The sequence below is a fragment of the Pseudomonas sp. GW821-FHT09E12 genome (assembly GCF_059416085.1).
The window spans coordinates 516283-539003 of the sequence record NZ_JBWKOM010000003.1; the positions used below are offsets into that span (position 1 = coordinate 516283).

At 64.3% G+C, this 22721-nt stretch carries 29 protein-coding genes; all 29 read left to right on the plus strand.

Annotated features, from left to right (window positions below):
* Window positions 1-80 precede the first annotated feature (80 nt).
* Window positions 81-845, plus strand: a complete 765-nt coding sequence (locus tag AC07PQ_RS10850) for an N-acetylmuramoyl-L-alanine amidase (RefSeq protein WP_101336971.1) — start codon at window positions 81-83, stop codon at window positions 843-845.
* A gap of 234 nt (window positions 846-1079) precedes the next feature.
* Window positions 1080-1604 carry a hypothetical protein gene (locus tag AC07PQ_RS10855; protein WP_007924014.1) on the plus strand — a complete coding sequence of 175 codons (525 nt, stop codon included), beginning with the start codon at window positions 1080-1082 and terminating at the stop codon, window positions 1602-1604.
* Window positions 1605-1607: 3 nt separating this feature from the next.
* The gene (locus AC07PQ_RS10860; protein ID WP_493185482.1) at window positions 1608-2216 is read left to right on the plus strand and encodes a phage baseplate assembly protein V; all 609 of its coding nucleotides are present in this window, start codon (window positions 1608-1610) and stop codon (window positions 2214-2216) included.
* A gap of 14 nt (window positions 2217-2230) precedes the next feature.
* Window positions 2231-2563 carry a phage baseplate protein gene (locus tag AC07PQ_RS10865; RefSeq protein ID WP_007924012.1) on the plus strand — a complete coding sequence of 111 codons (333 nt, stop codon included), beginning with the start codon at window positions 2231-2233 and terminating at the stop codon, window positions 2561-2563.
* Window positions 2560-3555 carry a baseplate J/gp47 family protein gene (locus AC07PQ_RS10870; protein WP_101336974.1) on the plus strand — a complete coding sequence of 332 codons (996 nt, stop codon included), beginning with the start codon at window positions 2560-2562 and terminating at the stop codon, window positions 3553-3555. The genes AC07PQ_RS10865 and AC07PQ_RS10870 overlap by 4 nt, the downstream gene beginning before the upstream one ends.
* A complete protein-coding gene (locus AC07PQ_RS10875; protein ID WP_101336975.1) occupies window positions 3552-4286 on the plus strand; it encodes a phage tail protein I in 735 nt (244 codons plus the stop codon). The genes AC07PQ_RS10870 and AC07PQ_RS10875 overlap by 4 nt, the downstream gene beginning before the upstream one ends.
* Window positions 4283-4819, plus strand: coding sequence for a hypothetical protein (locus tag AC07PQ_RS10880; protein ID WP_101336976.1), 537 nt, complete (start codon window positions 4283-4285; stop codon window positions 4817-4819). Before AC07PQ_RS10875 ends, AC07PQ_RS10880 begins: the two co-directional genes overlap by 4 nt.
* A gap of 103 nt (window positions 4820-4922) precedes the next feature.
* Window positions 4923-5675 carry a hypothetical protein gene (locus AC07PQ_RS10885; RefSeq protein WP_101336977.1) on the plus strand — a complete coding sequence of 251 codons (753 nt, stop codon included), beginning with the start codon at window positions 4923-4925 and terminating at the stop codon, window positions 5673-5675.
* An 11-nt stretch (window positions 5676-5686) separates the two neighbouring features.
* Window positions 5687-5923 (plus strand): tail fiber assembly protein, encoded by a 237-nt coding sequence (locus AC07PQ_RS10890; RefSeq protein ID WP_101336978.1) that lies wholly within the window; start codon window positions 5687-5689, stop codon window positions 5921-5923.
* A gap of 87 nt (window positions 5924-6010) precedes the next feature.
* Window positions 6011-6232 carry a hypothetical protein gene (locus tag AC07PQ_RS10895; protein ID WP_101336979.1) on the plus strand — a complete coding sequence of 74 codons (222 nt, stop codon included), beginning with the start codon at window positions 6011-6013 and terminating at the stop codon, window positions 6230-6232.
* 2 nt (window positions 6233-6234) lie between these two features.
* A complete protein-coding gene (locus tag AC07PQ_RS10900; protein WP_053259818.1) occupies window positions 6235-7401 on the plus strand; it encodes a phage tail sheath protein in 1167 nt (388 codons plus the stop codon).
* Entirely contained in the window at window positions 7401-7907 is a 507-nt protein-coding gene (locus tag AC07PQ_RS10905) for a phage major tail tube protein (protein ID WP_493185483.1), read from the plus strand. The genes AC07PQ_RS10900 and AC07PQ_RS10905 overlap by 1 nt, the downstream gene beginning before the upstream one ends.
* A gap of 149 nt (window positions 7908-8056) precedes the next feature.
* Window positions 8057-8668, plus strand: a complete 612-nt coding sequence (locus AC07PQ_RS10910) for a phage tail assembly protein (protein ID WP_493185484.1) — start codon at window positions 8057-8059, stop codon at window positions 8666-8668.
* 128 nt (window positions 8669-8796) lie between these two features.
* On the plus strand, window positions 8797-11010 hold the full coding sequence (locus tag AC07PQ_RS10915) for a phage tail tape measure protein (protein WP_493185485.1): 2214 nt from the start codon (window positions 8797-8799) through the stop codon (window positions 11008-11010).
* The gene (locus AC07PQ_RS10920) at window positions 11010-11393 is read left to right on the plus strand and encodes a phage tail protein (protein WP_016702001.1); all 384 of its coding nucleotides are present in this window, start codon (window positions 11010-11012) and stop codon (window positions 11391-11393) included. The genes AC07PQ_RS10915 and AC07PQ_RS10920 overlap by 1 nt, the downstream gene beginning before the upstream one ends.
* Window positions 11386-11598 (plus strand): tail protein X, encoded by a 213-nt coding sequence (locus AC07PQ_RS10925; RefSeq protein ID WP_493185486.1) that lies wholly within the window; start codon window positions 11386-11388, stop codon window positions 11596-11598. The genes AC07PQ_RS10920 and AC07PQ_RS10925 overlap by 8 nt, the downstream gene beginning before the upstream one ends.
* A gap of 9 nt (window positions 11599-11607) precedes the next feature.
* Window positions 11608-12624, plus strand: coding sequence for a hypothetical protein (locus AC07PQ_RS10930; protein ID WP_009042421.1), 1017 nt, complete (start codon window positions 11608-11610; stop codon window positions 12622-12624).
* Window positions 12625-12765: 141 nt separating this feature from the next.
* Window positions 12766-13350, plus strand: coding sequence for a phage tail terminator protein (locus tag AC07PQ_RS10935; RefSeq protein ID WP_493185487.1), 585 nt, complete (start codon window positions 12766-12768; stop codon window positions 13348-13350).
* Entirely contained in the window at window positions 13347-13529 is a 183-nt protein-coding gene (locus AC07PQ_RS10940) for a DUF2635 domain-containing protein (RefSeq protein WP_087091402.1), read from the plus strand. The genes AC07PQ_RS10935 and AC07PQ_RS10940 overlap by 4 nt, the downstream gene beginning before the upstream one ends.
* Window positions 13529-15025: a phage tail sheath subtilisin-like domain-containing protein gene (locus tag AC07PQ_RS10945; protein WP_053259823.1), complete on the plus strand. Its 1497-nt coding sequence runs from the start codon at window positions 13529-13531 to the stop codon at window positions 15023-15025. Before AC07PQ_RS10940 ends, AC07PQ_RS10945 begins: the two co-directional genes overlap by 1 nt.
* 66 nt (window positions 15026-15091) lie before the next feature.
* Window positions 15092-15439: a phage tail tube protein gene (locus AC07PQ_RS10950; protein WP_007923973.1), complete on the plus strand. Its 348-nt coding sequence runs from the start codon at window positions 15092-15094 to the stop codon at window positions 15437-15439.
* Window positions 15436-15732 carry a phage tail assembly protein gene (locus AC07PQ_RS10955; protein ID WP_007923972.1) on the plus strand — a complete coding sequence of 99 codons (297 nt, stop codon included), beginning with the start codon at window positions 15436-15438 and terminating at the stop codon, window positions 15730-15732. The genes AC07PQ_RS10950 and AC07PQ_RS10955 overlap by 4 nt, the downstream gene beginning before the upstream one ends.
* A gap of 130 nt (window positions 15733-15862) precedes the next feature.
* Complete coding sequence (locus AC07PQ_RS10960; protein WP_493185488.1) at window positions 15863-17815, plus strand: phage tail tape measure protein; 1953 nt, start codon at window positions 15863-15865, stop codon at window positions 17813-17815.
* Complete coding sequence (locus AC07PQ_RS10965; protein ID WP_493185489.1) at window positions 17802-19040, plus strand: DNA circularization protein; 1239 nt, start codon at window positions 17802-17804, stop codon at window positions 19038-19040. Before AC07PQ_RS10960 ends, AC07PQ_RS10965 begins: the two co-directional genes overlap by 14 nt.
* A 3-nt stretch (window positions 19041-19043) precedes the next feature.
* Window positions 19044-20084 carry a phage baseplate assembly protein gene (locus AC07PQ_RS10970; protein WP_493185490.1) on the plus strand — a complete coding sequence of 347 codons (1041 nt, stop codon included), beginning with the start codon at window positions 19044-19046 and terminating at the stop codon, window positions 20082-20084.
* A gap of 112 nt (window positions 20085-20196) precedes the next feature.
* On the plus strand, window positions 20197-20706 hold the full coding sequence (locus AC07PQ_RS10975) for a phage baseplate assembly protein V (protein WP_007923965.1): 510 nt from the start codon (window positions 20197-20199) through the stop codon (window positions 20704-20706).
* Window positions 20706-21104 carry a phage GP46 family protein gene (locus AC07PQ_RS10980; RefSeq protein ID WP_007923962.1) on the plus strand — a complete coding sequence of 133 codons (399 nt, stop codon included), beginning with the start codon at window positions 20706-20708 and terminating at the stop codon, window positions 21102-21104. The genes AC07PQ_RS10975 and AC07PQ_RS10980 overlap by 1 nt, the downstream gene beginning before the upstream one ends.
* Window positions 21094-22134, plus strand: coding sequence for a baseplate J/gp47 family protein (locus AC07PQ_RS10985; protein ID WP_493185491.1), 1041 nt, complete (start codon window positions 21094-21096; stop codon window positions 22132-22134). Before AC07PQ_RS10980 ends, AC07PQ_RS10985 begins: the two co-directional genes overlap by 11 nt.
* On the plus strand, window positions 22122-22721 hold the full coding sequence (locus AC07PQ_RS10990) for a YmfQ family protein (protein ID WP_007923959.1): 600 nt from the start codon (window positions 22122-22124) through the stop codon (window positions 22719-22721). Before AC07PQ_RS10985 ends, AC07PQ_RS10990 begins: the two co-directional genes overlap by 13 nt.

Consider the following 22721-nt stretch of genomic DNA (forward strand, 5'->3'; position numbering starts at 1 on the left):
CTCAATCGGTCCTCCCGGCAGGGAGGCGCCAGATACGGCCCAGCGCCTTACACCCATCCGTTTCAAAGAGAGGCAAAACCATGATCCCAATCGACTACAACAGCTACCGCACCCTCGCGCCCTACAACAAGCGGGTGCGTTTCCTGGTGCTGCATTACACGGCCCTGAATTTCGAGGCGTCGGTCAAGGCGTTGACCACCGGTGCGGCGAGTGCCCATTACCTGATCCCGGCGCTGCAGGATCCGACGTATCAGGCCGCGGGTTTCCAGGAGCAACGAATTTTCAACCTGGTGGCCGAAGAAGACCGCGCCTGGCATGCCGGTGTCAGTGACTGGGCCGGTCGCAGCGGCTTGAACGACACTTCCATCGGCATCGAGATCGTCAACGAAGCCACCGACGTCAACGGCGTCTTCACCTTCCCGGATTACGAACGCTCCCAGGTCGAGGCGCTCAAGCAACTGGCCCTGAATATTCTCCAGCGTTATCCGGACCTGTCGCCGAAAAACGTGGTGGGCCACTCCGATATCGCGGTGGGCCGCAAATCCGATCCGGGCCCCAAGCTGCCCTGGAAAGAGCTCTACAAAGCCGGCATTGGCGCCTGGTACGACGAGCCGACCAAGAAGAAATACGTCCAGCAATTCCGCGCCGCGGGACTGCCCGAGCGTGCCGAAGTGCTCAAGACCTTCGCCACCTATGGCTATGGCGTGCCGGCCCAGGCAACGGATGACTTCTTCCAGTCGCTGGTGCGGGCGTTCCAGATGCACTTCAGGCCGAAGAACTACACCGGGAAACTGGACGTGGAAACCTGCGCGATCCTGTATGCGCTGAACGAGAAGTACGCCTGATTCGATCAGGGTGAACCGCTCGCAGGGCAGGGGGCTCCATCGAAGGTGATGCCGGACCTCAGCGAAGTCTCGTGAGCCATCCGTTGCATCACCCATTCCGTTCCTGACGTCGCTCGCCGACCTGGCGATCAAGAATCCTGCCCAAACCGGCATTCGCTGTTCCTCTATCTCGCGCGACATCCGCAGCGCTCCTGCGCAACTTCAACCCCTGATATCTGAACAGGAGGCCTCTCTATGCCTGTAGTCATCGACAAGCCGTCGCAGCTGTTTTTCGCCATTGCCGAGACCCTGCGAGGGGCGGGCCTTGGCCTCAAGGTTGGCAGTCACCAGGACTTCGATGGTCTGCTCGACCCGGCCTGGGTGCTGATTGCGATCGAGCGCGATGCCCCGGGCATGCGCAGCCAGGAAGGGCGTATCGCCCATGCCCTGACAGTCTCGCTGCAAGTTGTGGCGGCCGTGGGGGCCGAGCGGTCCGGGTTCGAGCCCTGTGATCTGGCCAGCGCGCTGAAGGATCTGGCCACGGATAACCGCTGGGGATTACCGGCAGCGCAGTGCGACCTGCCGATGAACCTCGAGGGCCTGCCTTCGACCCTGATTCGCGGCGAGCAGCAGCACGCGGCCTGGACGCTGTCGTTCACCCAGACGCTGTACCTCGGGCAGCCCTTGCTGGACGACCCGACCGGCATACCGAAGTTCGCCCGCACCTGGGAAGTCTCGAACATCGACGACCCCGACCAATACCAAGCACTGGAGGGCTGAGCCATGTTTGACGAGCTGCTGCGCATGCAGCTGGGCCCGATCATCGAGCGGCTGGCCGAGATGGAAACCGAACTCGATGACTTGCACCGGCGGGCGGAAAACCACTGCCGGATCGGTGTGTGCCAGGCGGTCGATGCGGCCAGCAACACCTGCCGGGTCAGCCACGGAGAGCTGCTGACCCCGGCGATCCGCTTCTTCAACCCCAGCGCCGGCGCGCAAAGCGAATCGCGCATTCCCTCCGTGGGCGAGCAGTGCCTGCTGTTCAACTACGGTGGCGGCGACGGCGGCGCGCAGTCGGTGGCGCTGTTCGGCCTCAACTGCGACCGCTTTCCACCGGTGTCGACCCTGGCCGCGCTGACCCGCTGCCAATACGCCGATGGCACCCAAAGCAGTTATGACGATGCCGGCCATGTCTTGAGCTGGAGCAATGGCCCGACCGCGCTCACCGCTTCCCGCGAGGCGGTCGAGTTGAGCATCGGGCCCGCCCGGCTGGCGATGAGGCCCGAGGCGATCGAGCTGCGGCTGGGCGCGGTCGGCATCTTGCTCGACAGCGCCGGCATCCACTTCAGCGGCCCCCTGGTGGAACACCAGGGCCGCGTTATCAGCCCTTGATTAAGAGGCTTCCCATGATTGGAGTCGATAGAAACACCGGCGCCGCGGTCGATGACTGGCTGCAGTTCGTGCAGCGCGCGACCCGCGCCCTGACCACGCCGCTGGGCACGCGGCAGAAGCGCCCGTTGTACGGCTCGCTGATTCCCGACCTGCTGGGCCAGAACCTCGGCGATGACTTGCTGATCCTCGCCCAGAGCCATGCGGCGCAGGCGTTCTACAACGAGCAGAACGGCATTGGCGATTTCGAGCCGCAGGTCATAGTCGCCAGCCGGCGCGGCGCCGGGTTGCTGTTGCGTTTCGCCGGCACCTGGAAAAACCGCCAACAGACGTTCGAGGTCGTGACATGAGCATGCTGATACCCGGTGAACACCAGTTGGCCGAGCCGGTCATTGTCACAGTCGAAGAATTCGAGCCACTGCTCGCCGAGTTCAAGACCTTCGTCGTCGATTACGTGGCCCAGCGTTCCCCCGCCAATGCGCAGAAGCTGCAGGCCAGTCTGGCCAACGAAAGCGAGCTGCTGACCCTGGCGCTGGAAGCCTTCTGCCTGCGCCTGCAAACCCATGAGCGCAAGTACAACGCCCGCATCAAGCAGATGCTGGCCTGGTGGGCCACCGGCAGCAATCTCGATGCACGCCTGGCGGACATGGGCCTGGAGCGGCAGTTGCTCGACCCGGGCGATCCGGCGGCCTTTCCGCCGGTGCCCGCGGTCTATGAAAGCGACGAAGATGCGCGCCTGCGCTATTACCTGGCGCCCCACGCGCCGGCCGCCGGTTCGCGCATGCAGTACCGCCGCGAAGTCTTCACCCTCGGCGAGCGGCCGACGGTGAAGGTGGATTCCACCGAGGCGGGCGTGGTGACCGTCATCTACACCTTCGACCCGGACGGTTTCGCCGCTCAGGTCAAGGATGGCAACGGACGCCGTACCGCGCCGGGCGAAGTCCAGGTCACCGTGCTCTCGCGGGAAGGCGACGGCACCCCATCCGAGGACCTGCTCGAAGGCGTGCGCAAACACTTTGCGCGACCGGACGTGAAGCCGGAAACGGATCGGGTGACGGTGCAGGCGGCACAGATCAAGCCCTACAAGATCCGCGTGGTGGCCAAGATCAACCCGGGCCCCGATTCCGGACTGACCCAGCTCGCCACGCAGCAGCAATTGCAGGCGTACGCCGACAGCTGCCATCGCCTGGAAGGGCGGGTGGATCCGAGCTGGATCGATTACACGCTGCATACGGCAGGGGCGGTACAGCTGGAGATTCTCGAGCCGGTGCAACCGATCGTGACCACGGCTTTCCAGGCGCCGTATTGCACGGAGGTTGAAGTGGAGGTGCGTACCCTATGAGTGACGACACTGTTCGCTTGAGCCTGCTGCCGGCCAATAGCTCAGCGCTGGAAAAGGCCCTCGATCTCGGTTTCGCCCGCTTGCTCGAACGTGTGGACCCGCCTTTTCCCCAACTGATGAGCCCTACCCGGACTCCTGTGGACTTCTTGCCTTATCTGGCGGCAGATCGCGGGGTCAGCGAATGGGATGCGGGAGCCAGTGAGGCCGAAAAGCGCCTCACCGTTTCGCTGTCCTGGCAGATCCAGCGGCAGGCCGGGACTAACAAGGCATTGAGCCACGCCGTCGAGTCCCTGGGCTTCATGCCCAACATCGCGGCCTGGTACGAACAGCGACCGCAGGGGCATCCCTATACCTTCGATGTGCAGGCAATCATTGTCCGCGACTGGTCCAGCGGTGATCACAACCGCTTGATACGCCGCATCAACGCCGCCAAGAGCGAGCGCGACGAAGGCACCATCACCATCGTTCATCAAACCACGGGTGGGTTGCGACTGGCCGCTGGCGCCGATCCTGGCCTGAGCATCAGCGATGACAGCCAGCCTGGGGCCTTGCCCGAGGTCAAGCTGCGCGGCTCGCTGACCATGAGCGGCGGCATGGATACAGCGCTGAGTGATGGCGAACTCTTTCTTGATGGAGTGCTGCCTGAATTTGAACTCGGCGCTCGCCTTAACAGTGCCGGGGTTTCCCAGCACTACACCATTAACGACTACGACCTCAGGGCGCAGCTATGACAGAAGACATTACGCGCTTGGTTCGCTTCACTTCCGCCGGTCTGGATGAAGTGTTGGCGGCAAAGAACCAAGGCTTGAAAGGGGAGATCACCCACATCGGCGCCGGTACCGGCCGCTACAACCCGGACGGTACGGAAACAGCCCTGCGCGATGAGCGCCAGCGGGTGGCGATCGTGGACTACGAGGACCTGGGCTCGCGCCAGTTGCGGATGGCAGCGCTGTTCGACGGTCCGGACGAATACGAGATCGGCGAGTTCGGTTTCTACCTGGCCAGCGGCACCCTGCTGGCGGTGTATTCGGTGGCTGGAAAGTTGCTGACTTACAAGGCCGGTGCTGCACGGGTGCTGCAAAAGTTCACGCTGGATATTTCGCCGTTGCCTGCGGACAGCGTGACGGTGGTGGTGGGGGCCGAGAATCTCAACATCTTGCTGGCAGAGGAGTTGGCCACTCTTTCGGCGGCCAGCATCGACAACATGGCCCGTGGGCTTGGGGTGCTCTTTCGTGTGAGAGCGCTGGAAGAAAAGGTCATTTGAAAATCAGCAAGTCAGGTTTCGCAGGTGCCGATGGCCTGTCCTTTGGCTCCGAATGGGAAGTGTCGTTGTGAGCAAGATCAATGGAATCTAAGGAGTTAAGACTTTGAGTACAGAACAGCAACTGGCCGCGGTGGTAAGCGCGGCGAATAATTTGACGAATACTGTCACAGGCAAGGTTGGCGAGATCGACCAGGCCGTAGCAGAAGCCCGCCGACAATATGACTCGCAGCTTCTTGATCTGAAAACCCGGTTGCCTCGATTGGCCGTCACGAAGAACTTCACCCTACTGCCCAATAGTGCGGGGACATTGATTGATAACTGGGGGATTCATGGGCAGGTCACTGCGACGAAGTTGCGGTCGATCACCCCAACGTCCCAGGCCACCGGCCGGCCGGCAGCAGACGTTGAGTTCATGCTCAAGGTTCAGGCCGACGTGCGGGAGCAGTTCCCCAATTTCGATATCCGGGCAACGGACTATTGGCGCGGGGCGATCAACGTCTGGCAAATGAAATGGACGGAGGCCGATAGCAGTCCCTGGCTCGCCTTTCCTTATGCCACTGACCAGACGCTGGCCAATGGCGCCGCCGCGGTGCCATTGAACTCTTATCTGACCCTGGGCGCTTTCGTGCGTGTCGTTGATGGCTCGATCAGTGGCGCCTGGAGTACCGGCTCGCAGAAAGGCAAATGGCGTTGGTGCTCCGCGGTGGTTTCTCCTTCTGGAGCATTCGGTGCCTATTTCCACCTGCACCCGATGCGTACTTCGAGCACCGGGTTGATTGAAATCATGCTGGCCGGTGCCTGCACCGGCGTAGTCACCGACCCGGGCGACTGGGGCACCATGCTCGCTATTAGTTAAGGAAAAGCACAATGAAACCAACTTTTGTACCTGCTGAACTGCACCCGATCATCAAGTGGGAAATGATTCGCAAGGCTCGCGATGAAGACTTGGCGGCGAGTGATTACGCGGCCATGCCCGACTACCCCATGAGCGAGACCAATCGTCCGGCGTTTACTGCCTATCGTCAGGGGCTGCGCGATATTCCCGATCAGGGCAGTGATCCGGATGCGGTTGCCTGGCCGGTCAAGCCGGATTTCCTGAAGTAAGACCTCCACCGCGAAAGCGGTTTTTTTTCGCCCGCACAAAGCCCCGCAGAGGGGCTCTGGCGTTTTTGCGTCTGGAGAAATTCGCACATGTCCATCCGACAAACCTACACCGTCCTCGTGCCATTCCCCACCGGCGGCGGCCACTGGTCGAAGGTCGACCAACAGCTCGACCTGCTCGACGTCGAGGCCAGCGCCTTGCGTGCCGCCGGTCGCCTGGAACTGACCAGCGTCCTCGCGGCGCGCCAACCGGCCGAAGCGGCCACTCCATCCACCAAGGCCTTGAAGGCCGCTGCCAAGAAGGCTGAATAACCATGGCTGAGGTTCTGAACTTCGAGCACAACGGCATTACCGTCAATGCCACCGAATCCCCCGAGGCCATGGGTGGCCTGGGTGACAACGTCATCGGTCTGGTCGGCACTGCGCCGAAGGCCGACCCGCTGATTCCGCGCAATGCGCCGTTCCGCATCAACAGCTTCACCACCCAGGCCCTGCTGGACCCGACCGGCGCTGAGTCGGGCACCCTGTTCCAGGCGGTGTACCAGATCCTCAAAGTGGTCAAGGTCCCGGTCTATGTGGTGATCGTCGAAGAGGGCGCGACCCCGGCCGACACCGTCAACAACGTGATCGGCGGCGTCGACGCCACCACCGGCCGCAAGCTCGGCCTGGCTGCCCTGGGCAGTGTCCCGGAAGACCTGACCATCATCGGCGCGCCGGGCTTTACCGGCACCAAGGCGGTGGCCGGTGAGTTCGCTGCCTTCGGCAAGCGCATCAAGGCCCGTGTGGTGCTCGACGGCAAGGACGCCGCGGTCGCCGATCAGGTGACCTACAGCAAGGAACTGGGCGGCGCGGACCTGGGTTTCGACCGCTGCCTGGTGGTGCACAACATGCCGGCCGTGTACTCCAAGGCGGCGAAGAAGAACGTGTTCCTGGCGCCGTCGAGCCTGGCCATCGCCGCGCTGGCCAAGGTCAAGCAGTGGGAGAGCCCGGGCAACCAGGTGACCTTCGCCGAAGACGTCTCGCGCACCGTGGAATACAACATTCTCGACACCTCGACCGAGGGCGACCTGCTCAACCGCTACGGCGTCAGCTACTACGCCCGCACCGTGCTCGGCGGCTTCTCGCTGCTGGGTAACCGCTCCATCACCGGCAAGTTCATCAGCTATGTCGGCCTGGAAGACGCCATCAGCCGCAAGCTGGTCAAGGCCGGGCAGAAAGCCATGGCCAAGAACCTGACCAAGTCCTTCATGGACCAGGAGGTCAAGCGCATCAACGACTGGCTGCAGACCCTGGTCGCCGACGAAACCATCCCGGGCGGCAGCGTGTACCTGCATCCCGAGCTGAACAGCGTCGAGAAGTACAAGAACGGTACCTGGTACGTGGTCATCGACTACGGCCGCTACGCGCCGAACGAGCACATGGTGTATCAGCTCAACGCCCGCGATGAAATCATCGAGCAGTTCCTGGAGGATGTTCTCTAATGTTTACCAACCGCGTAAGACAGGCCATCGCGGCCACCCTGCAAGGCCTGCCGTTGTCGGCGACCGTGGAAGAGTTCACCCCGCCGAAGATCGAATTCGAAATGGAAGCGATGACCGGTGGACGCTTTATCGCCGAAGAAATGGCCAAGAGCGGCAAGGCGCTGACAGCCACCCTCAAACTGCAGGGCCTGGGGCCGGAAATCATGCTGGCGCTGGGCGTGAAGCTGGGTGACGACATCCTGCTCAATGTCCGCGAGGCGGGCCAGGACCAGGATGGCAAGACCTGGTTCACCTACCACACCGTGGGCGGCAAGCTGAAATCCCTGGCCGAAACGGCCATGAAGATGAATGAAAAACCCACCACCACCCTGGAACTCGCCTGCCGTACCTACAACCGCATCGAGAACGGCGTACCGGTGATCGACATCGACGTGCGCACCCAGAAGCTCGTGCTCAGCGGCGTCGACATCCTCGGCGACGCCCGTCGCGCGGTGCTGATGCCGTAACCCTCGCAACACCCTTTGCAATACCCCCTGCAACACTCTTGTAGGAGCGAGCTTGCTCGCGATGGCAATGCAACAACCACATCACAGTCGTCGCTCAATCCCCAATCGCGAGCAACTCGCTGCTACCCCCTTTATCAAGGAATTCATTCATGTCCTGGACGCCTCCGATCCATGTCCTGCTGTGCCCGATCACCGCCGACGACGAGTCGCAGATCGCGCAGATTCAGCTCAAGCCATTGTTCTACGCCGCGCAGAAAGAAGCGCTGGCCCGCGCCGGCGACGATGAGGACGATCAGTTCTTCGAGCTGGCGAAGCTGGCCACCGGGTTGTCGGCCAATGAGCTCGACCAGCTCAAGCGGCCGGACTACGTGAGCATCGCGCAGTACGTCCATGACATGTCGACACGCCCGGCTGCGTACTTCCTCCAGCAGGGTGCCGAGCCTGAAACGGCCAGCGACACCCCTGGCGATACCTCGGCGCAGGGCGACCTGGACCAGGTGGACCTGCTGTTGCCACTTGAAGTGGCGGGCCAGCGCCTGACGTCCCTGACCCTGGAAATGCCCGCGTTGCGAGCGACCAAGGTGATGAAGAAGCTCAAGACCACCAAGGAGCGCGCCGAGTTCATCACCGCGCATTGTACCGGCCTGATGCTGCCCGACCTGGCGCTGCTCAGCGTGCCTGACTGGACGCAGCTGCAAGAGCGCATCGACGATTTTTTAAACAAACCGGCGGCCTTCTTTCGGAACGCGACATCGAAGTGATTCTCGATGTGGTGCCGCTCATTTACTCGGTAAGTGAGGCGGAAATCCTGGAGTGGGACGCTGGCAAGGCCTTGCGCCGCTACGACATCGCGATCACTCGCCTTGGCGTGAAAGAGGAGTAGAGCGAAATGGCGAACAATCAGTTTTCGCTCAAGAACGCCACCGTGCAACAGCACGGGCTGGCGCCCGTCGGCGTCATGCAGCCAGGCGCCCCTGTGGCGAGCCCGGCGGATGCCGGCCTGTCATCCAGCAGCTTCGTCCTGGCCCTGAATACCGCCAGCGTGGACATTCGTCTGCTGACCACGGCTATCGACTCGTTGAAGTTGACGCTGTCGTCGCAACGCCCGTTGCAGCTGGCATCCTCCGGCAGCGCCAAGACCGAGGCTAAAGCCCCGGACAAGGCCGCTGGCGGGCTTCAAGCGCCTGACCTGTTCAAGTCGGCGATGGCGATGGATGCGGCGCTGGCCGATCTGGGGAGAGTGGTTTCTCTCCCCGGCAATGAGCGTGAGGAACTTGCGCAAGACAACTACCGCATGGCCAGTTATCCAGGCATCGCCGCGGGTGGAACCACGGCGGTTGATCTGGCGAAGCTTGAATACGCCGCGGCCAAGGCAGGGATCGAGAACGATAAAGGCGCGTCCCGACGGCAGACCCTGACGGCATTCGGCGGTGATGCCGCGCTCATGGCAACCGCGTTCAAGATGCCGGGCAAGGATGCCGGGGACATGCTGGCCGGTTGGCGCACCTCGATGAAGCTGGACCGCAACCAGGCCCTCGATCTGGCGGATGCGACCAACCACCTCGGCAAGCGTCCGGGAGACGCCGAGGCGGCCGATATCGGGGTGATCCTGCAACGGCATGGCGCTGCCGCCACGGCGGTGGGGCTGGCCCCGGAGCAGGCGGCGGCGCTGACGGCGGCATTGCTCAACACCGGCACGCAAAAGGCCGATGCGGGAGCCGCACTGAAAGGCATCACTGCCGTGCTGGGCAAGGGCGAACCGAAGTCCCAGGCGCAGCAAGCGGCCTTGCAACGGTTGAATATCGACCCGCTGAAGCTGGAGGGGGCTGGCGCCCTGACCGACCTGCTCAAGGCGCTGCAAGCGCCCGATTTGTCGAGCCGGGAGCGCTCCACGCTGGCCGGCGCGCTGTTCGGCAGCGCGGATGAAGCGGCGTTGCGCCTGGCGCAACAACTGCCTGAAGTTCAAAAGGCCTTGGCGCAGGTCGCCGACAAGCAGCAGTACGCCACCTCCGAGCTGGGTGACAAGGGCTCGGTACGCCAGTCCGCATCGGCCCAGGCGAATACCTTCGACGCCCGCTTGAACCGGATGAACACCGCGTTCGGTTCCGCCCTCGCGCCGGTGGCGGAAGGGGCGATGGTGCCTATCGGTGGGGTGGTCGATGGTTTGAGCAGCCTGGCTACGGAGTTTCCGAAGATCGCTGCCGGCCTGGCCTTGGCGGGTGCTGCCATCGCACCGGTGGTGGGCCGCCTGCTCAAGTCGGTGCTGGACGAAGTCTTTACCCAGGTGGCGAAAAAACTGTTGAGCCTGGCGGCTCCGAGCCTGCCATCGAGTATTGGCAAGCTGTTCGGCGAAGGCGCAGGCTGCTGTGGCGGCCCTGCGGGCGGTACTGAAAGCCGCGGCCCCAACAGAAGAGAGCGCAGGCAGCGCGACAGGCAAGAGAAGAGAGACAGGCAGAAAAACCAAGCCAAGACGGCAAAGCCTGCAAAAAGAGCCGTCTCTGCAACAGCTCCGCGTGGCGGGCTGCTTTCCCGTATTGGTCGCGGATTGAACGGCAGTTTCGCCGGCTTGCGTTCAGTGGCCGGCCGCGTGGCCAGTCGACCGCTCAAGCTGCTCAGGGCCGGCGTGAATGTGTTCAAGGGGGTGCGCAACCGCGACCCCAAGGCCATCGGTTCTGGCCTGGGCACCTTGGGCGGCGCCTGGGCCGGCAGCGCATCCGGTGCTGCGCTGGGGGCCGCCCTGGGTAGCGTCGTGCCGATCCTCGGCACGGCTGTCGGCGGGTTGCTCGGCGGCGCCATCGGCGGCTGGTTGGGTAGCGAGGCCGGCGGCCGGTTGGGGGAGGAGGCAGGTGGACACCTGGGAGGCGAGCCGGCGGACCGCTTGAAGTCGCCGGATGAAGTGAGCAAGAACCTCGCAGCCAGCTCGGCTTCCAGCCAGCAGGTCACTTTCGCCCCGGTCGTCAATATCTATGGCCAGGATCAGGCCACCTCCAGGCAACTGGTGGACATGGTGATCCAGCAAATGCAGATGCAGGTCATGCCTCTGATGATGAGCAACCCGCTCGCGGTACGGCGCGGCGCGGCCCTGACCGATGGAGTGATGTGATGCGACAGCAGATGGCGTTGGGCAATTTCATTTTCGGCTTGTCCACCGGCTTCGCCTACGACCGGCTTGAACGCAAGACGGACGGTGGCTGGGCCAGTATCGATATCATCACCAGCAAGCCGAAATCGCAGCAGGCCGGGCAGAAGCTGGAAACGCTGCAGATCAGTGGCAAGTCGATGTACGCCACGGGCATGGCGCGCCTGGACCAGCTGCGCGAGTTGCAGGCCGCCCGTGTGCCCTTGCCGCTGGTGGATGGTATCGGCCGCAACTGGGGGCGCTGGCGGGTCAACCTGGTGACGGAGGTGCAGACCTCCATCATCGATGACGGCACGGCGCTGGTGATCAACTGGACCATCAACCTCGAGGAGTTCGTCAATGCGTAGGGTTCGAAGTATTGCCGGCGATTCGGTCAACCTGCTGCTCTACCGCGAGGTGGGACATTGCGACGATGCGGTCGAGGAAGCGCTCTGGCGCCTCAATCCGCTGCTGGCCGAGAAGGGCCCGGTGCTTCCGGCGGGTGTCTGGGTGACAGTGCCCGAGATCGAGTCGCGGCCGGTGGCTGCAATGCCCGTTTCGGCCTGGGACTAAGGAGGTGTCATGACCCTGGGATTCACCCCGAGCATTGAGCTCTACGGCGCCAATGCCGCACGCTTCAACGAACGGCTGATCAGCTGGACGCACATCGACGCCGCGGGCATCGAGTCCGACCAGCTCTCGCTGACCCTCGATATCGAAGGCCTGGAAGGGCTCCCCGAGCTGGGCGGGAAGGTCGGCCTGCGGGTGGGCTATCTGGAGTCGGGGCTGGTGGATCGTGGCGAGTTCGTCATCACCCGCCGCACGCCCAACCTGTTCCCGCCGCGCCTGACCCTGGTGGCTACCGCAGCCCCCTTCAAGGTGGCGGATGCGACCGGCTTCAAGCAGCGCCGCTCCGCCAGCCATGGCCCCACGACCCTCGGCGCGCTGTTTCGCCAGCTGACCTCGCGCCACGGTTTTTCACCGCGGGTGGCGCCTGAACTGGACTCGATCCCGATCCCGCATGTCGATCAGTGCAACGAGACCGACATGGGCTTTCTGACGCGTATTGCCCGCCCGCACGATGCCGTCACCAAACCGTTCAACGAGATGTATGTACTGGCGCTGCGCGGGCAGGCGAAGTCGCTCTCCGGGAAAATCCTTTCGCCGGTGCGTTTGAGCGTGACCCGGGATAACCGCCCGGGGGATACGGCGTTCATCTCGGCCAGCATCGATGAAAACGGCCGGGCCAAGCACAAGGGCTGCAAGGCTACCTGGTGGGATTCGGCGGCCGGCAAGGAGCGTGTGGTCAGCCTGGGGCAGGCTCCTTTCCAGGTCCTGCGCCAGCGTTACCCGGCAGAGGGCGAGGCCCGCGGCGCAGCTCAGGGCGCCATGCGCCGCATCGAGCGCGAAGCGATCAAGTTGAAGATCGACTGTCCCGGTGATCCGGCGCTGTCGGCCGAGGGGCTGGTGTCGCTGGACAACAGCTGGCCGGGGTTCATGCAGGGCACCTGGTCGATCGACAAGGTGACTGCCAGCGGCAATCGCGAAAAAAATTATCGCTGCCTGATCGAGGCTACCTGCCTGGAGCAACAGCCTTAATTGCTGGCCCTTGCTCGGCATCCTGTTCTCCCGCGTCCTTTTTTCTACGACTCCGTCCTGTTGCCCGGGCGCCCGCTGCCTGGGCGATCGCTTGTGGCCGCGCCTGAAGGTTTCCCATTCACCCCGTTGTGGAGCTTCTTCATGAAGATCACTCCGATCCTCACGCAACTGCGCGATCACTGCCCCGGCCTGGCCAATCAGGTGGCCGTCGGTGTCGATCTCGCGCTGCTGCAAAGCAATACCGCGTTGCCCACCCCCAGTGCCCATGTGACGCCGATCGCCGATCTGGCCAGCCCGAGCACCGGGCAGAACGTTACCCGCCAGGCCATCCGCGACCGCTTGGCGATCACCCTGGTGCTGGACGCCAGCGACAGCCGGCAGGCCCTGGAGCAACTCGAAAGCCTGCGTGCCGAGTTGTGGCGGGCGCTGGTGGGGTTCAAGCCGGGCGCGGACTACAACCCGATCGAATACGACGGGGGCGAGCTGGTTTCGCTCAGCGCCACGCGGTTGTTCTATCAGCTGCGCTTTTTCGCCGAGTTCCAGCTGGGACGCAACCTGGCCAGCCAGCCGGCGGAAACCTGGCGCGAGCGTGAACTGGACGGCCTGCCGTCCTTTACCGGGGTCACGGTGCGGGTCGATGCCATCGATCCGGCGGACCCCAACCTGCAACACCCGGGGCCCGACGGGCGCCTGGAACTGACTTTCTCTGGAGACGTAACGCAATGAGCAAACGCATCACTGTGCTGCCGGCCGCGGGCCGCGCCGTGCCGGACCCCGAAGCCGGCGACCTGCTGCCGCTGGAAGGCCGTGAAGTCGACGACAACGCCTGGTGGCGCCGGCGTCTGGCCGATGGCGATATCACCCTCAAGGCCGTGAAGGCGGCCAAACCACAAGGAGCCAAATAATGGCGATCGGATTCAGCAATATTCCGGCGGACATTCGTGTGCCGCTGTTCTACGCCGAGATGGACAATTCGGCGGCCAATAGCGCTTCTTCGGCGATGCGCCGACTGATCGTGGCCCAGGTCAACGACAACGTCGCGCCGGCCGAAACCGGCAAGCTGGTGCTGGTGTCCAGCGTCGCGCTGGCCAAGAGCATCGGCGGTCAGGGCTCGATGCTCGCTTCCATGTACGAGACCTGGCGCAAGACCGACCCGGTCGGTGAAATCTGGTGCCTGCCGCTGCACAACGTCGAAGGCAGCGTGGCCAAGGCCGAGCTGAAGTTCACCGGCACCGCCAGCGCCAGCGGCGTGCTCAACCTGTATGTCGGTGGTGTGCGGGTTCAGGCCGCCATCGTCAATGCCGCCACCGCGGCTCAGGCCGCCAGCGCGCTGGCGCTGAAAATCAATGCCGCTGCCGACCTGCCGGTGAGCGCCGCGGCGGTCGAAGGCACCCTGACCCTGACCGCCAAATGGACCGGCGACAGTGCGAACGACATCAGCCTGCAGCTCAACCGCCTGGGCAAGAGCAATGGCGAAGAAACCCCGGCCGGCTTGAGCGTGACGGTCGGCAAAATGGCCGGCGGCGCCGGCGTGCCGGATCAGGTTGCCGCACTGGCGGCCCTGGGCGATGAACCTTTCGAGTTCATCTGCATGCCGTGGACCGACACCGCGACCCTCAACGCCTGGCAAGCCGTCATGGATGACAGCACCGGTCGCTGGTCCTGGGCCAAGCAACTGTTCGGTCACGTCTACAGCGCCAAGCGCGGCACCGTCGGCACCCTGGTGGCGGCAGGGCAAGCACGCAACGACCAGCACATCACCATCCAGGCCCTGGAGCCGGGCGTACCGCAGCCGTTCTGGGTGCAGGCCGCGGCACTGGCCGCGCGCACCTCGGTGTTCATCTCCGCCGATGCCAGCCGTCCGACCCAGAGCGGCAGCCTGCCGGGTGTCGATCCGGCGCCGGCCAGCGAGCGTTTCACCCTGACCGAGCGTCAATCGCTGCTCAGCTACGGCATCGCCACCGCCTACTACGAAGGCGGTTACGTGCGCATCCAGCGTTCGATCACCACCTACCAGAAGAACGCCTACGGGCAGGCCGACAACTCCTACCTGGACAGCGAAACCATGCACCAGTCGGCCTTTATCGTGCGCCGCCTGCAAAGCGTGATCACCAGCAAGTACGGGCGCCACAAACTGGCCGCCGACGGTACCCGCTTCGGCGCCGGCCAGCCGATCGTGACCCCGAGCACCATTCGCGGCGAGCTGATCGCCCAGTACGCCAAGCTCGAACTGGAAGGCCACGTGGAGAACGCCGAGCTGTTCGCCGAGCACCTGATCGTCGAGCGCGACAGCCAGGACCCGAGCCGGGTCAACGTGCTGTTCCCGCCGGACTACATCAACGGCCTGCGAGTGTTCGCGCTGCTCAACCAATTCCGTCTGCAGTACGACGCGGCGGCCTAAGCCGAGCCTCTTTCACTGCGCTTTTCCAGCCCGCCTGGTGCGGGCTCATTTTTTGGGAGAAACACCATGGGTCAACTGATTGCGGGCACCTGCTACGTCAAAGTGGACGGCGCTCAACTGACCATCAACGGCGGCTGCGAAGCGCCGCTGATGTCCGTGAAACGGGAAACCATCGTGCCGGGCTTCTACAAGGAAACCGACATTGCCCCGTCCTTCAAGGTCACGGCGCTGCACACCCCGGACTTCCCGCTCAAGCAGCTGGTGGCCGGTTCCGACATGACCGTCACCTGCGAGTTCAGCAACGGCAAGGTCTACGTTCTGGCCGGCGCCTACCTGGTGGAAGAGCCGGTTTCCAAGGGTGACGACGCGAGCATCGAACTGAAGTTCGAAGGCATCAAGGGGACCTGGCAATGAGTGATAGCGTAAAGCTGCGTGTGGCCATCGAAGCCCACGGCGAACCGTTGACCGAACTGACCCTGCGCCGCCCGACGGTGCAGGAGGTGCGGGCGATCAAGGCGCTGCCGTACAAGATCGACAAGAGCGAAGAAGTCAGCCTCGACATGGATGTCGCGGCCAAGTACATCGCGGTCTGTGCCGGCATCCCTCCGTCCTCGGTCAACCAGCTCGACCTGGCCGACCTCAACGCCCTGAGCTGGGCGGTCGCGAGTTTTTTCATGAGTGCGGCATCGGAGCCATCAGCGACCTGATCGCGGTTGCCTATGACCTGGCCTGGTTCTGGAAGGTTGACCCCGAACAGATGATGGCCAGGCCACTGGATGTGCTCCGGGAGTCCCTGGAGCACGCGCAACGGATCAATGCGATGCAGCAGGTGCAGTGATGGCGAACATCAATCAAAGCTTGAATCAGACGAGCATCAAACAGCGCCTGAGCGTGACCAATGTGCAGACCACGGTGAACATGCTGGTGGTCATGCAAGGCATGCAGAAACTGGACGCCGAGTTGGGCGAGGTGCGTTCGAAAGTCAGCCGCTTCAAGAAAAGCATCGAAGACAGCGGCCTGGGCGGGCTGGATTTTTCCGGCCTGATCAAGGGCGGTGGCCTGGCCGCGCCTTTCGTGGCGGGAGTCAATTCCGCCATCGAATTCGAGAACCAGGCGGCGCGAGCCAAGCTGGTGGCGCAGGGCATCGAACCGCCCAAGGATGTGCTGGGCGAGACGGGCACTAACCTGAAGGCGTTCAGCGACAGCGTCGACGACATCTCGCAAAAGTTCGGCAGCGCGCTGCTGCCGGCGGTCAACTCGGTAGTGACCGCCGTGCAACCGCTGCTGGGCTTTGTGGCCAAGGTCATTGAAAGCAACCCGCAGCTGGTCCAGGGCCTCGCCGCCGGCGCCTTGGCTTTCACCGCGATCCGCGGCGCCATGACCCTGGCCTCGTCCGCCGTGACCCTGTTCAGCAGCGGCCTGCTGGCCTCGCCCATCGGCCTGATCGCCCTGGGGATCGCGGTGGCGGCGGGCCTGATCGTGGCCAACTGGGAGCCGCTGTCGGCGTTTTTTGTCACCCTCTGGGCGGGCATCAAGGACGCCGCCGTGCAACTGATGGCGGGGTTGAAGACGGTCTTCGGCTGGACCCCGCTGGGGATGGTGATCGCCAATTGGGGATCGATCACCGGCTTTTTTGCCGGCCTCTGGGAACAGCTCAAGGCGATGGCCGCGTCCGTGGTCGATTTCTTCAAGCAGGTGTTTTCCTGGACGCCGCTGGGGCTGGTGATTGAAAACTGGACGCCCCTGAGCGGCCTGTTTTCCGCGTTGTGGGCGTTGCTCAAGGCGTTGTCCGTTCCGGCGATGGACTTCCTCAAAGGCCTGTTCGCCTGGACGCCGCTGGGGATGGTGATCAACAACTGGGGAGCAATCAGCGGTTTCTTCGCCTCGCTCTGGGCCGGCCTGCAAGGTCCGGCGCAGCGGGTCAAGGCCTTCTTCATCGGGCTGTTCGACAGCTCGCCACTGGGGCTGGTGATCAACAACTGGGGCGCCATCAGCGCTTACTTCGCTTCGCTCTGGGCCGGCCTGCAAGGTCCGGCGCAACAGGTGAAGGACTTCTTCGTCACGTTGTTCGATACCTCGCCACTGGGGATGGTGATCAATAACTGGGGCACGATCGGCACCTACTTCGACGCCATCTGGGCAACCCTGAAAAGCGCGGCGCAGGTCATCAAGGACTTTTTTGTCAGCCTGTTCGAGTGGTCGCCCGTGGGGCAGATCATTGCCAACTGGCAGCCCATCAGCGATGTGTTCGCGGCCCTCTGGGAGGTGTTGAAAGCCCTGTCGGCGCCGGCCATCGAATTCATGCGTGGCCTGTTCGAGTGGTCGCCCCTGGGGCAGATCATCAAGAACTGGGAGCCGATCACCGAGTGGTTCAGTGGCCTGTGGCAACGGCTGCAGGCGGTGATCGCACCGATCAGGGAACTGTTCGACGGTGGTTTCGCCGGTTTCGTCGCCCGCGTCACCGGCAAGGTGGAAAACCTGACCGAGGCGCAGCGGCAAACCAATGCCGAAGGCAAAGGCGCGCTGGCGCCGGCGTTCTTCGGTGGCGGCCAGCCGGCGCCGGGTTCTTCGGCGCTTTCCGCCGGCCTGCCGCAAAGCTCCACCTCGCTGCTGCAGCAGAGCGCGGCCAACAACCGCACACAATTGCAGGGCGGGCTGACGGTGAGCTTCGAAAACGCCCCGGCGGGCCTGCGTACCAGTGCGCCGCAAATCAACCAACCCGGCGTGGCGCTGTCGTCGCGTGTCGGCTACCGCTCACTTTCGCTAGGAGGTTCCAATGAGCTGGCGTGATCGTTTGTTGCCGGCGTCGTTTCGTGGCGTCGGGTTCTGGGTCGACCAGGCGAAAACCCCGGTCGGCCATAAGGGCCAGTTGCACGAGTACCCGCAGCGTGACTTGCCGTTCTACGAGAGCCTGGGGCGGCAGGCGCGGACCCACGACCTGACGGCGTTCATCGTCGGCGCCGATTGCCTTGAGCAGCGCGACAAGCTGCTCAAGGCGCTGGAGCAGGGCAGCGGCGAACTGGTGCACCCGTGGCTGGGGCGCCTGCAGGTCAAGGTCGGCGAATGCGAGATGACCCAGAGCCGCCAGGACGGTGGCCTGGTGACCTTCACCCTGAAGTTCTACCCCGACCAGCCGTTGCAGTTCCCCAGCGCCACGGTCAACACCCGCCAGCTGTTGCTGGTGTCGGCCGACAGCCTTATCGGCTCGGCGGTACGCCGCTTCGAGGAGGCCATGACCCTGGTCAAGGCCGCGCGCATCGGCATCGCCGACCTGCGCAACAGCCTCAAGGAGGTCTACCAGACCATCGAGCAGGAGCTCAAGCCGCTGATCGACACCTACCGCGATCTCAACCTGCTGGTGCGGGCGATCAAGGACTTGCCCAAGGAAGTGAGCGCCGAGTTCAAGGGCTTGCTGGGGGACATCAAGGACCTCAAGGACTATGCGCGCAACGGTTACCGCGGCGTGCTGGCCAACGTTTCGCAGCAGGTCGAGGCGGTGAAGAAGATCGACACGCCGAAACTCACCACCGGCAAGGACACCACCGCCGCGGCGCAAGCCATGGCCGACCTGGTGCAGGACGCCGTGCTGGTGCGGATCGCCCAGGCCGTGGCGTCGCTACCGGTGGCGACCCCGGCGGTCAAGCTGAGCAGCACGCCGCCTTTGGCCAAGCAGGCGATCCAGCCGGTGACCCGTGCGGAAGTGCCAGTGGCCGATGAGGTGCTGGCGCTGCGCAACGCGATCAACGAGGCGATCTGGCAGGCCGCGGAAAAAGCCGACGCCCTGCATTACGAGGTGCTCAACGGCCTGCGTCAGCTGGTCTACGGCCACCTCACCGCGGTGGCTTCGTCCGGCGTGCGGCTGGTGGTCAAGAACCCGATGCAGAGCCTGCCGACGGTGGTGCTCGCCTATCGGCTGTTCGGCGATGCCACCCGGGCGGCCGAAGTGCAGCAGCGCAACGGCGTGGCCCATCCCGGCTTCCTGCCGCCGACCAACGTCAAAGTCGCGGGGGAGTGAGCCATGGGCAACTTCGATAACCGGGTGCTGTTGACGGTGGACGGTCAGGATTACGGCGGCTGGAAAAGCGTCGAAATCAGCGCCGACTTGGAGCGGCAGTTTCGCACCTTCAAGCTCGACGTGACCTGGCAATGGCCGGGGCAGACCCTGGACCAGCGCATCCGTCCCGGCGCCAAGTGCCAGGTGCGGATCGGCGCCGAGCTGTTGCTCAGCGGCCATGTGTTCAAGGCGCCGATCAGCTATGACGGTCGGCAGATCGGCTTGAGCATCGAGGGCAGTTCCCTGACCCAGGACCTGGTGGATTGCGCGGCGATCAACCAGCCCGGCCAATGGCGCGAGCAGAGCCTGCTGAAAATCGTCCAGGCCCTGGCCGCGTCCTACGGCGTCGGGGTGGTCAGCGAGATCGCGGAAACCACGCGGCTGAGCAGCCACAGCATCGTGCCTGGGGAAACCGTGTTCCAGTCCATCGACCGCCTGCTGACCTTGTTCCGGGTGTTCTCCACCGACGATGCCGAAGGCCGGGTGCTGTTGGCCCGGCCGGGCAGCGGCGGGCGCGCGGTGGATGTGCTGGAGTTGGGCAAGAACATCCTCTCGGCCAGCGCGCCGATGGACTTCAGCCAGGTGTTTTCCGAATACCGGGTGATCGGCCAGCACAAGGGCAACGACCAGAAAAGCGGCGCCGCGGTCAGCGAAGTGTCGGGCGTGGCCAGCGACGGCACGGCCAAGCGCAAGCGGGTCACGGTGATCAACGAACCGGCCCAGCTGACCCAGGAGCTGGCCCAGCAAAGGGCCGACTGGGAAAGCGCCATTCGCACCGGCAAGGCCCTGACCAGCACCTACAAGGTGCAGGGCTGGCGCCAGAGCAACGGCGAGCTATGGCGCCACAACACCCTGGTCCGGGTGATCGACCCGGTGCTGGGTTTCGACCAGGACCTGCTGATTTCCAAGGTCACCTACTCGCTCTCCGAGCAGGGCTCGATCACCACCCTGCAGGTGGCGCCGCCCCATACCTTCGACGCCAGTCCGGTGCCACCGAAAGCCTAAAACCCCCCGGTAGTGTAGGAGCGAGCTTGCTCGCGATGGGGGCGACACGGTGTGCCTGTAAGGCCGCTATCGCGAGCAAGCTCGCTCCTGCACAAGGGGCAAGGAAAAAACCATGAGCCTACTGACACGCCTGTTGGCGCGCGGCACTGTCGTGCTCGCCAACTCGGCCAACAAACTGCAATCGCTGCAAATGCGCCTGACCGCCGGCGAAGTGAACGACGACATGGAGCACTTCGAACCCTACGGCTTCACCAGCAACCCGCTGGCCGGCGCCGAAGGCATCGCCACCTTTCTCGGCGGCGATCGCTCCCATGCCATCGTGCTGGTGGTCGCCGACCGCCGTTTTCGCCTCAAGGCCCTGGCCCCCGGCGAAGTGGCGATCTACACCGACGAGGGCGACAAGATTCATTTCAAGCGTGGGCGGATCATCGACATCGAGACCGCCACCCTCAATATCCGCGCCAGCAGCGCGGTGCATATCGACACCCCGACCCTGACCCAGACCGGCAAGATCGTCTCCCAGGGCGACCAGGTCGCTGGCGGCATCAGCCAGATCAAGCACGTGCATGGCGGCGTGCAGTCGGGTAGCGGGCAGACCGGCGCGCCGGCGGGAGGCCAATGATGTTTATCAGCCAAGACCTGCACCGCGCACTGACCCGTTCCGTGCTGATCAGCCTGTTCACCTGGCGTCGCGCGGCGGACGACGACCCGCTGGACGACGAGGAGCGCTTCGGCTGGTGGGGCGACAGCTTTCCCACCGTGGCCGACGACCGCATCGGCTCGCGTCTGTGGCTGCTGCGGCGGGTCAAGCTGACCCGCCAGACCCAGCTCGACGCCGAGTTCTATGCCCGCGAAGCCCTGCAATGGCTGATCGACGATGGCCATTGCAGCGCGGTCGAGATCATCAGCGAACGTCTCGACGACCAGCGCCTGAACCTGCGCACGACGCTGGTCCTGGCCAACGGTGAACGCCTGGACATCAACCCCGATAACAGTTGGCAGGTGACCTATGCCCTTTGATACCCCTTCGCTGCCGGTGCTGATCAAGCGCACCCAAAGCGACCTGGCCAGCGATGCGCTGCGCCAGTCCGATGCGCAAGTGCTGGCCCGCGCCCTCGGTGGCGCTGCCTATGGCCTTTACGGCTACCTGGACTGGATCGCCGATCAGATCCTGCCGGACAAGGCCGACGAGTCGACCCTGGAACGCATCGCCGCGCTGCGCCTCAACCAGCCGCGCAAGGCCGCCCAGGCGGCGAGCGGTTCGGTGAGCTTCACGGCGGCGGCAGGCGCGGTGCTGGACGTCGATACCTTGCTGCAGGCCAGTGACGGCCGCACCTACAAAGTCACCGCCGCCCGCACCACCAGCGCCGGCAACAACAGCACCACCGTCCAGGCCCTCGACGCCGGCACCCTGGGCAACGCCGAGGCCGGCCTGAACCTGATCCCGGTGCAACCGATCCAGGGCATCGGCAACAGCTTCACCGTGCTCGCCCCCGGCCTGAGCGGCGGCGTCGCCGCAGAAAGCCTGGAGTCGCTGCGTGCCCGGGTGATCCGCTCCTACCGCATCATCCCCCACGGCGGCTCGGCCCAGGACTATGAGACCTGGGCGCTGGAGTGCCCGGGGATTACCCGGGCGTGGTGCCGTGGCAGCTACCTGGGGCCAGGCACCGTGGGCCTGTTCGTGATGCGCGACGACGATGCGCAACCGATCCCGAATGCCGAGCAACTGGCGGAGGTAAAGACCTACATCGAACCCTTGCGTCCGGTGACGGCCGAGTTGCATGTGCTGGCGCCGCAGCAGTCGCCCGTGACCTACAGCCTGCGCTTGTCGCCGGACACCAGCGCGGTGCGCGCGGCGGTCGAGGCCCAGTTGCGCGACCTGCACAACCGCGAGGCCGGCCTGGGCGACACCTTGTTGATCAGCCATATCCGCGAGGCCATCAGCAGTGCCGCCGGCGAGAACGATCACCGGCTCAGCGCGCCGGCCGCGGATGTTCCCGCCGCCAGTAACCAGTTGCTGACGTTCGGAGGTTGCGTATGGCTGGAGTAAGAACCGCCGCGCAATACCAGAGCCAGCTGCGCAGCCTGCTGCCCAGCGGCCCAGCCTGGGACCCGGAGCGGGTGCCGGAGCTTGAGGAGGTGCTGGAAGGCGTGTCCCAGGAACTGGCCCGCCTCGACGCCCGCGCTGCCGACCTGCTCAATGAAATGGACCCGGCGGGCGCCAGCGAGCTGGTACCGGATTGGGAACGGGTGATGAACCTGCCCGACCCCTGCCTGGGTGCGACTCCACTGTTCGACGACCGCCGCCTGGCCGTGCGCCGGCGGCTGCTGGCTGTCGGCAGCCAGGCGCTCGCCTACTACGTCGAGATCGCCCGCAGCCAGGGTTATCCGAACGCCACCATCACCGAGCACGAAGCCCCCCGCATGGGCCGCGCGCGGTTTGGTGAAGCGCATTTCGGCACCTGGCAGGCGCAATTCATGTGGACGCTCAACACCGGCGGACGACTGCTCCTGGGCCGCCGCTTTGGCGCGAGTTACTGGGGCGAACGTTTCGGCATGAACCCGGGCTCGGCCCTGGAATGCCAGATCCACCGCAGCGCGCCGGCCCATACGCGGGTGCATATCAATTATGACTAG